Below are 9,333 nucleotides of genomic sequence, written 5' to 3'. Positions count from 1 at the left end.
ACTTTAGGCTTTTGAAGTTGAAGTTGAAGTTAAGCAGTTAAACCAATCGCCCAACGCCCAGCACCCAGCACCAACACACCCACCTCTCAACCCCAAAAAAAACAAAACCCCATCAACCGATGGGGCCCGTTCCGCCGAAGGCAGCTCAAAAAACCAAACCTGAATCAAGCCTGCGCCGGCTGCGCCCCCCCAGCCGCCTGCAACTTCGCATTCAACTCCTTCCGATACCGGTTCAAATCCTGCACCGTCTCAAACGTGCGCTCGAACAACAGCGACATATTGTGCAGAATCCGCTCGATGACCTTCTTCTCCCAGCCTTCGTCAAAGCGGATCTGCTCGTCGAGCCAGTGCTCGAGCCAGTCCGGATCCGGCAGGCGCGATTGCACGGTGTCGTTGGGGAACAGCGCCTTGTTGACGTGCAGGTTGGTCGGGTGCAGCGGCTTTTCGGTGCGGCGGGCGGAGGCCATCAGCACGCCGATCTTGGCGAAGGCCGAGCGGGCGCTGTCGCCGAACTGGTTGAGGTATTTCTTCATGTAGCGCAGGTAGGCGCCACCGTGGCGGGCTTCGTCCTGCGACAGGGTGCGGTAGATCTGCTTGATCACCGGCTCGGTGTGCCATTCGGCGGCACGGCGGTACCAGTGGTTCAGGCGGATCTCGCCGCAGAAATGCAGCATCAGGGTTTCCAGCGGCGGGGCCGGGTCGAACTCGAAGCGCACGGCGTGCAGTTCTTCCTCGGTCGGCACCAGGTCCGGGCGGAAGCGGCGCAGGTATTCCATCAACACCAGCGAATGCTTCTGCTCTTCAAAGAACCAGATGCTCATGAATGCCGAAAAGTCGGAATCGTGGCGGTTGTCACGCAGGAACATCTCGGTGGCGGGCAGGGCCGACCATTCCGTGATGGCATTCATGCGGATCGTCTTGGCCTGGTCGTCCGTGAGCAGGCTCGGGTCGAAGGAATCCCAGGGGATATCCTTGTCCATGTGCCAACGTACCGCTTCCAGCGATTTGAACAGTTCGGGGTAGAGCATGGTAAGCCTTTGAAATTACGGGCAGATTCTACCAGATGCGAATTATTCCCAATGCTCTTTTCATGCGGAAACGATGGGAGCGGATGCGGCTGGATCTGCGCGGTACTTAATTTATGGGCGAATATCGCTTGTTCCACCAATTTTCCAAGCGCGCCAGGGAGTTGTATGCGTCACTTGCGGCTGAGCCGTGCCTGTAGGTCAGGCCATCGCGCGGGCAGGTGGTTCATGATCCAGTGTAGCCGGGCGCGCGGACGTTGATCCCATCTCGTTGCCATGATCGGGCGGGATGATGTCATACAGGAAGGCGGCCAGTTCGTCTTGTTGCGCCAGGGCATCCTGTTCGCCCAGGGTGATCAGTGCCTGGGTGAACTCAGGCTCGAAGAGCAGGTAGCTGGCAAAGGCCGCGCCGCGCGCTTCGGTGCCGCCCAGCGGGGTCAGCAAGGCGCGCACGGTGCGCGGCAACTGTTGTACATGTGCGGCAGCGATGGCTTCGATGGGTTCGCTGGGCGAAATCGTCATCACTTGCACCGGGCGCCAGCCCTCCCTGTCGTTGGCGATTTCCGGCATGCGCGAGAGCAGGTTGTTGATGTGCTGCAGCCGTTCCAGGTCCGCGGACAGGCCATCGAGGAAGATGCTCGCCAGGGCCTGGCCGCCCACCTGCGCCAGCGACGGGTAGCCGCCAGCGGGTACGGTGTCGAACCAGCCCGGGCGCTGGCGCGACGCGGCGCCGATGGCGAGGATGCGCGAGGCGCCCAGGTGGATGGCCGGCGACAGGGGCGACATCTGGCGCATGGTGCCATCGCCGAACCACTCGTGATGCCCGTCCAGTTCCAGCGGCAGCGCGGGGAACAGGAAGGGAATGGAAGAGGACGCCAGCAGGTGGTCCACACCGATCTTCGCTTCCACGGCCAGCCGCTGGCTGCGGCGCCACGGATGGATGCGGCGGTGCGACTGGTAGAAGGTGACGTGGCGGCCGGTGCTGTAAGACAGCGCCGTCACGGCCAAGGCCTGGAGGTCGCCGGCGTCCAGGCTCGCCTGTACCCGCTCGGAGTCGAACAGCTCGGAGAGCAGGCCGCCGAGCGGCGTATTGTCGAACAGCGCCCGCGGCGCGCGCCGGGTGACCCAGCCGAAAGCCAGCGCGGAGAGCCAGCGGGCACCCGATGCGCCCACGCCGACCACGCCGGTACGGTAGACGTCCTCGGCATGGATGCCGCTCCATAGCGCGGCCAGGCTGTCGGCCGCCGCGCGGAAATTGGCGGCGTTGATCGCCATGCCTGCACCGTTGATGGCGCCGGCCGACGTGCCACAGATGATATCGAAGGGAGTGCGGCCGCGATCCAGGCCGTGACGGGCGGCGATGCGGGCGAGGCCTTGCAGCACGCCGGCCTGGTAGGCGGCGCGGGCGCCGCCGCCCATCATGATCAGCGCGGTGGTCTTCACCAAGGGTGTTGGCTCGATGGGTGGATCACGGCCAGGTCCGGCACGGGTTCAGTGCGGCTCGCCGGGCACATCCGGCTTGTCCCCGGATGCGGGGGTACCGGTCGTGCCTTTCGCCGGAGCGGACTTGGCCGCCGCGGGCTTCTTGCTGGCCGGACGCTTGGCCGCGGCCTTGACGGCTGGTTTGGCGGCGGCCTTGGTGGCGGGTTTGGTGGTGGGCTTGCCGGCCGCCCTGGTCGTCTTGGCGGCACTGGCCGGCGGCTTGCTCGCGGGCTTGGCGGCAGATCCGGGCTGCGCATCCGCCCCGGGCATGCCAAAGCCACCGAGATTGCCGAACGGTGTCAGGCTGGCGGTTGCGGCGCTGCTGGCGATCTGGTTGAACTGTTGCTGCAGCACATCCCACCACAGACTGGCATCGGGCGGGGGCGCGCTGCCCTGGCCCGAGGCGGCGGCCGGCTGTTCCGCCTGGCCGGCTGCGGACGCTTCGGGGACGTCGGGGCCGTTGTCTTCCTCGTCCTCGTTCTCCTCGACCGTGGGCTCGGGCCAGACGCGCCTTGCCGCGGCGGGTTCCGCTTTGTGCTGGAACGGCGCGGCGCTCGGCGAGCCGGCGGTGCGCGCGACGTTTTCCATGGCGCTTTGCATGGCCTCGGGCGAAAGCGCGGTGCCGATGGTCTGCAGCGCCACCAGGGTGGCGCGCTGGACCTCCAGGCCCTGGATGGTGGTGCGCAGCAAATTGGTGTTGAGCTGCAGCCAGCCTTCCACGGCCTTGAGGTCGTGGATGCGCTTGTCGACTTCCTCCAGGTTCATCGGCGGGGTCATGGCCTGCAGGCCCGGCATCAGCCCGCCGGGCATGCCGGCGGCGCTGCCCCACATCTTGCGGAGGAACTCGAAGCCGTTGGTGAAATCTGGGATCTGGCCGAACATCGTTTCGTCTCCGGGGGTCGGCAGCCGGCGGTGCCGGCTGCGGGGTCGAACTACATTAGTCGAACTACATTAGTCGAACTGCATCAATCAAACTTCGGCGGCCGCTTCTGCCGCAGGCTCGCCACGCCTTCCTGTACATCGGGGCCGGCAAAGCCCATGAATTCAAGCGCCAGTGAACTGTCGAACGCCGGGCCCGCTATGCGCAGCCAGTTGTTGAGCGCGTACTTGGTCCAGCGGATCGCCGTTTGCGACCCGGCGGCCAGCCGGCGCGCCACGTCGAAGGCGCGCTCGACCAGTTCATCCTCGTCCACGGTCAGCGACACCAGGCCGATGCGCTCGGCCTCTTCGCCGCTCACCGACTCGCACAGCATCAGATAGTACTTTGCCTTGGCCATCCCGCACAGCAGGGGCCACACGATCGCGGCATGGTCGCCTGCCGCCACGCCCAGCCGCGTATGGCCGTCGACGATGCGCGCGGTCCTGGCCGCGATCGAGATATCGGCCAGCAGCCCGGCCACCAGCCCGGCGCCGACTGCCGGGCCATGCATGGCCGAGACGATTGGCTTGTCGCAGTTGATGACGTTGTAGACCAGGTCCCGTGCTTCGTGCCACACCCGCGTGCGGGTGGCGAAATCGTTGGCCATGTCTTCCACCAGGGACAGGTCGCCGCCGGCGGAGAAGCCTTTGCCCTCGCCGCGGATCAGCGCCACGCGCACCTCGGGGTCGGCTGAGACGTCGCGCCAGATTTCCGCCAGTTCGCGGTGCATGTTGGCGTCGGCGGTGGCCAGCTTGCGGTTGGCGGACTGGTCCGCGCCCATCACGATTTCGAGGATGGGGCCATGCCTGCGCAGGGTCAGCGCGCGGTAGCGGTCGTAGCGCGGCGACAACGGCGCGGCGTCGGGCTGGGGCAGCGGTGAGGATTGCGGAGCATCTTGCGGAGGGATTGCGGTCATGAGGGGAGCGATGGCGGTGGCCATTCCATAGTGGATCATGGTGGGACCGGGCCGCGCATCGCAGCCCGGGGGCGCCGCCGGAGCCTGCGCTGCGGCGGCGCATAGTCGACGGCAATTAGTCAACCGGTCGGTCGGTCAATTATAAGCACTCCCCATCCTGTCGCCGCTAATCGCCGGAAGTTTCTCTCGCGCGCGCTTCATTCACCGCAAAGTCCCGCTTTTCCAGCACGTGCTGGCGCAATAGCGCTTCGGTTTTCGCACCGTCCCGCGCCAGCAGTGCCGCAACAAAATCCTCGTGGTCCGAGGTGGCGGCGGACAACTCCCCAAGCGCGACGTTCGATTTGTAGCGCAGGTTCTGCACCCGCATATTGAGCCTGCGGTAGGTCTCGGTCAGTACGGGATTGTGCGCAGCCGCGTTGATCGCCACGTGCGTACCCATGCTCGCTTCGAAGTACCGCTGGATGTCTCGCGCGGCATACGCGTCGAGCATTGCGCGATGCAGTTGCGCGATCTGTTGCAGCTCGGCGTCCGTGGCCCGCTCGGCGGCCTGGCGTCCTGCCAGCCCTTCCATCACGGCCAGCACGTCAAACAGGTTGCCGACGTCCTCCGCCGACAGCGCGATGACCTGCGCGCCGCGCTTCGGCAGCAGCATCACGAGTCCGTCGGAGGCGAGCAGGCGATAGGCCTCGCGCAGCGGCGTGCGCGAAACGCGCAATCGTTCACACAGGTCGCGCTCGTTCAGCCAGACGCCGGGGACCAGGGTGCCATCCGTGATCAGTTGCCGCAGGCGTTCGGCCACTACCGCGCCAAGCGTCGGGTGGTCGATGGCCAGGGGATCGTCGGCGGCGCCAAGGGCTGGCGCCGCCGGGCCGGTCCGCCTGCCCCGTTCGCCGCCGCTTCGGGCGACGGGAAGACGCGGCGCCTCGGCTTTGGCGGGCTTCGTGGTCAGCGCCTCCGCCGCATCGTCGGACGAAACATCGTCTTGTGGGTAAACCATGAGCAAATCTTCCTTCGTCCAATTTCTTGTTTGGAGTATGGTATACCAAATGGCTTGGGCGGTCGGACCGGGAAGGCGGGAGGCTCGGCCGCGCACGGACAACGTTGCCGTGCGGACGATGATAAGGCCCCCGTCCCTTGGGAAAAAGGGCGATAAGGAGAAGGACCGATGACCCAGGCTCCCAGTACGGATATCAAGGATCCCGACGCAGCGCCGCTGCTGGTCGGGCGCGATGGCGCGATCGCCACGGTGGTGCTGAACCGGCCCGCAAAGCTGAATGCCTTTACCTTGCAGATGTGGCAGCAGCTCGGCGACGCATTTCGCCAGCTTTCCGATGACACGTCGGTGCGCTGCGTGCTGATCCGGGGCGCCGGGGAGCGGGCGTTCTCGCCCGGCAACGATATCTCCGAGTTTGCCGTGGCGCGATCAAACAAGGCGCAGGCCATCGCATACGGGAAGGTAATGCACGGCACCGCGCAGGCGATCCTGGACTGTCCGCATCCCGTTGTCGCGCAAATCCATGGCATCTGTGTCGGCGGCGGGCTGGAGGTCGCCGCCATGGCCGACATCCGCATCTGCGGGCAGGGCAGCCGCTTTGGGGCGCCGATCAAGAATCTCGGCCTGGTCATGGCTTACCAGGAGATGGCACCGCTGATCCGGCTTGTTGGCGAGTCGCGCACCCTGGAGATCCTGCTTGAGGGACGCATCTTCGGCGCGGACGAAGCGCACGGCATGGGACTGGTCAGCCGGGTGGTTCCCGATGATCAGGTCGCGGCGGAAGCCCGGGCCACGGCCGAGCGCATCGCGTCCGGGGCGCCACTTGTGGCGCACTGGCACAAGAAGTTCGCACGCAAGCTGGTTGCCGGCGACGCGCTCACCGCACGAGATCTCGAAGAGGGTTTCGACTGCTTCGATACCGAGGATTTCCAAACCGGCTTCAAGGCCTTCCTCGCCAAGGAAACGCCGCGCTTCTCGGGGCATTGATAGCGTTCATTCAAGGATCCGAGATGTCAGAAACCAATTCTCGTCCCGCACCCGGCGCGCTTGCCGGCATGCGCGTGCTTGAGCTTGCCCAGATCATGGCCGGCCCCACCTGCGGCATGATGCTTGCCGACCTCGGCGCCGATGTCGTGAAGATCGAGAAGGTCGACGGCGGCGACGATGCGCGCGGCTATCGGGATCCCCAGATCAACGGCGTGTCCGCGCCGTTCCTGATGCTGAACCGGAACAAGCGCGCCATCGCGCTGGACCTCAAGAAGCCGGAGGGCCGCGAGGTGTTCCTTCGCATGATCCGCGAGGCAGACGTGGTGATCGAGAATTTCCGCAAGGGGACGCTGGAGAAACTCGGACTCGGCTACGACGTGCTCTCGGCGATCAATCCCGGTCTGGTCTATTGCGCCATCTCGGGTTACGGCCGCTCCGGCCCCGCGGCCGATAAGGGCGGATTCGATCTGATCGCACAAGGATTTACGGGGCTGATGAGCATCACCGGCGAGGAGGGCGGGCCGCCGCTGCGTACAGGCAATTCAATCGCCGACATCAATGCAGGGATTCTCGCGGCATTCGGTATCCTCGCCGCCTGTCAGCACAAGCAAAGGACGGGCAGGGGCCAGATTGTGGAGACTTCGCTGATCGAAGCGGGCCTTCAGCAACTCTATTGGCATGCCGCCATCCATTTCGCGACGGGAGAGTCCCCTGGCCCGAGCGGATCGGCGCACGTCCTCATCGCCCCGTACCAGGCGTTCCCCACGCAGGATGGCCATATCATCATTGGCGGCGCCAACGAAAAGAACTGGGAGCGGATTGCGCAAGTGCTCGGCCGTCCGGAGTGGCTGGAGGATCCGCGCTATCGCCTCAATTCCGACCGCATGGGCAATCGCGACACCCTGTTGCCGGCGATCGCCGGGATCCTGAAGACGCAGTCGTCAGCGCATTGGCTGGCCGCGTTCGACAAGGCGGGGGTTCCGGCCGGGCCCGTCCACTCCGTGGGCGAAGCCCTGAGTCACCCGCAAACGCTCGCGCGCGGCATGGTGGTTGAGCAGCAGCATCCCGAGGCGGGCCCGATCAAGACCATCGGGCTGCCCGTGAAGCTGTCCGAGACGCCGGCGCAATACCTGCGGCCGTCGCCCCGGCTGGGGGAGGATACGCGAGCGCTCCTTGCCGAATGTGGCTATGGGGAGCGGGAGATCGCTGCCATGCTCGCGCAGGGCATCGTCAAGGAACCTGCGGTGGCTTAGTGCGGGGCCGACACCAGCTGGTCGATGGCGCCGAACACCGAACGGCCCTGCGCGTCGAACATCTCGATCTTGACCGCGTCGCCGTACTTCATGAAGCCGGTGACCGGCTGGCCGCCATCGATGATCTCCAGCATGCGCTTCTCGGCGATGCAGCAGTAGCCCTTGCTGCGGTCGACGTTGGAGATGGTGCCGGAGCCCACGATGCTGCCCGCCCGCACATTGCGCGTCTTGCAGATATGGGCGATGAGCTGGCCGAAATCGAACACCATGTCAGTGCCGCAGTCGGGCGCGCCCACTTTCTTGCTGTTCCAGTGCACGGTCATCGGCAGGTGCACGCGGCGTTCGCGCCAGGCTTCGCCCAGCTCGTCGGGCGTGACCGCCACCGGCGAGAACGCCGTAGCCGGCTTGCTCTGGAAGAAGCCAAAGCCCTTGCCCAGTTCGGCCGGGATCAGGTTGCGCAGCGACACGTCGTTGGCCAGCATGATGAGGCGGATGGCGTCGGCGGCCTGCTCGGGCTTGGCACCCATCTTCACGTCGCCGGTGATGACGGCGATCTCGGCTTCGAAGTCGATGCCGAAGGCTTCGCTGGCGCACACGATATCGTCGTGCGGGCCGATCATGTCGTCGGAGCCGCCCTGGTACATCAGCGGGTCGGTCCAGAACTCGGGCGGCATCTCGGCGCCGCGCGCGCGGCGCACCAGCTCCACGTGGTTCACATAGGCCGAGCCGTCGGCCCACTGGTAGGCGCGCGGCAGCGGCGCCATGCAGGCCTTGGGGTCGAAGGCGAACGGATGGCGCGCGCGTCCCGCGTTCAGGGCGTCGTAGACGTCCTGCAACTGCGGCGCATAGAAGTTCCAGTCGTCCAGCGCGTTCTGCAGCTTGCCGGCGACATCGTTGACGTAGTGGGCGGTCTTCAGGTCGCGCGAGACGACCACGAGCTGGCCATCGCGCGAGCCGTCCTTGAGGGTGGCGAGTTTCATGTATGCAATGCGTTAGGAAAAAAGCGGCCCGCTAGTCTACCGTGATGCCCTTGGCCTTGATCAGTTTGCCCCAGCGCTCGGCTTCGGCATGGGCGTACTGGGCGAATTCCTCGGGTGTGCTGGATACCGGCTCCACGCCGATGCCTTCGAAGCGCTTCTGCACGTCGGCGCTCTTGAGCGCCTTCACCAGTTCGGCGTTCAGGCGCGTCACTACCGGCTTGGGCGTGCCGGCCGGCACCACCACGCCTTGCCAGGCATAGGCCTCGAAGCCGGGCACGCCGGCCTCGGCCACCGTCGGCACCGTGGGCAGCGCCGTCAGGCGCTTGGGCGTGGCCACGCCGAGGGCGCGCACCTTGCCAGCGGCGACGTTCTGCTGGCCGGACGCCAGGTCGAGAAACATCAGTTCCACCTGGCCGGCGAGCAGGTCCTGCACCGCCGGAGCAGCGCCCTTGTACGGCACGTGTGTCATCTTCGTCCTGGTCTGGTCCATGAACAGTTCCATGGCCAGGTGGTGCGGGCTGCCGGCGCCGGGCGAGGCGAAATTGACCTTGCCGGGATTCTTCTGCACATACTCGATCGCTTCCTTCAATGTGCGTGCCGGGAAGTTCGGCGTGGCGACCAGGATCAGCGGGAAGCGCGCCACCATGCTCACATGCACGAAATCCTTTTCGGCGTTGTAGGGCAGCTTCTTGTACAGCGAAGGATTGGCCGCCAGCGTGGCGGTATCGGCCGTCAGCAGCGTGTAACCGTCAGGCTTGCTGTGTGCCACGGCGTCGG

9 protein-coding genes are annotated in these 9,333 nt (G+C 65.7%); 2 read left to right on the top strand and 7 right to left on the bottom strand.

Translation table 11 applies throughout. From position 1 onward, the window contains the following. Positions 1 to 164 precede the first annotated feature (164 nt). From CF70_RS00795 to CF70_RS00775, 5 genes are all read right to left on the bottom strand, one after another. Positions 165 to 1,028, bottom strand: a complete 864-nt coding sequence (locus CF70_RS00795; protein ID WP_035859104.1) for a ferritin — start codon at positions 1,026 to 1,028, stop codon at positions 165 to 167. Between the two features lie 198 nt (positions 1,029 to 1,226). After that, positions 1,227 to 2,447 carry a patatin-like phospholipase family protein gene (locus CF70_RS00790; protein WP_414629416.1) on the bottom strand — a complete coding sequence of 407 codons (1,221 nt, stop codon included), beginning with the start codon at positions 2,445 to 2,447 and terminating at the stop codon, positions 1,227 to 1,229. A gap of 69 nt (positions 2,448 to 2,516) precedes the next feature. Then, positions 2,517 to 3,389 carry a PhaM family polyhydroxyalkanoate granule multifunctional regulatory protein gene (locus CF70_RS00785; RefSeq protein ID WP_035859102.1) on the bottom strand — a complete coding sequence of 291 codons (873 nt, stop codon included), beginning with the start codon at positions 3,387 to 3,389 and terminating at the stop codon, positions 2,517 to 2,519. An 83-nt stretch (positions 3,390 to 3,472) separates the two neighbouring features. Continuing rightward, positions 3,473 to 4,342 carry an enoyl-CoA hydratase/isomerase family protein gene (locus CF70_RS00780; RefSeq protein ID WP_051647950.1) on the bottom strand — a complete coding sequence of 290 codons (870 nt, stop codon included), beginning with the start codon at positions 4,340 to 4,342 and terminating at the stop codon, positions 3,473 to 3,475. A 166-nt stretch (positions 4,343 to 4,508) separates the two neighbouring features. After that, entirely contained in the window at positions 4,509 to 5,339 is an 831-nt protein-coding gene (locus CF70_RS00775; protein WP_081861976.1) for a GntR family transcriptional regulator, read from the bottom strand. Positions 5,340 to 5,507: 168 nt separating this feature from the next. Here CF70_RS00775 and CF70_RS00770 point away from each other — a divergent pair, with 168 nt between their 5' ends. After that, positions 5,508 to 6,323 (top strand): enoyl-CoA hydratase/isomerase family protein, encoded by an 816-nt coding sequence (locus CF70_RS00770; RefSeq protein WP_051647948.1) that lies wholly within the window; start codon positions 5,508 to 5,510, stop codon positions 6,321 to 6,323. Between the two features lie 68 nt (positions 6,324 to 6,391). After that, the gene (locus tag CF70_RS00765) at positions 6,392 to 7,576 is read left to right on the top strand and encodes a CaiB/BaiF CoA transferase family protein (protein WP_414629415.1); all 1,185 of its coding nucleotides are present in this window, start codon (positions 6,392 to 6,394) and stop codon (positions 7,574 to 7,576) included. On the opposite strand, the gene CF70_RS00760 is transcribed toward CF70_RS00765, so the two are convergent. Continuing rightward, complete coding sequence (locus CF70_RS00760; RefSeq protein WP_035859096.1) at positions 7,573 to 8,556, bottom strand: fumarylacetoacetate hydrolase family protein; 984 nt, start codon at positions 8,554 to 8,556, stop codon at positions 7,573 to 7,575. The two genes, CF70_RS00765 and CF70_RS00760, sit on opposite strands and share 4 nt — an antisense overlap. 31 nt (positions 8,557 to 8,587) lie before the next feature. Next, on the bottom strand, positions 8,588 to 9,333 hold a 746-nt coding region (locus CF70_RS00755), incomplete at its 5' end, for a Bug family tripartite tricarboxylate transporter substrate binding protein (RefSeq protein WP_235184839.1).

It is taken from the genome of Cupriavidus sp. SK-3 (genome assembly GCF_000611145.1).
In the GTDB taxonomy this organism is placed as follows: Bacteria; Pseudomonadota; Gammaproteobacteria; order Burkholderiales; family Burkholderiaceae; genus Cupriavidus.
This window is presented reverse-complemented; position numbering and strand designations above follow the sequence as displayed.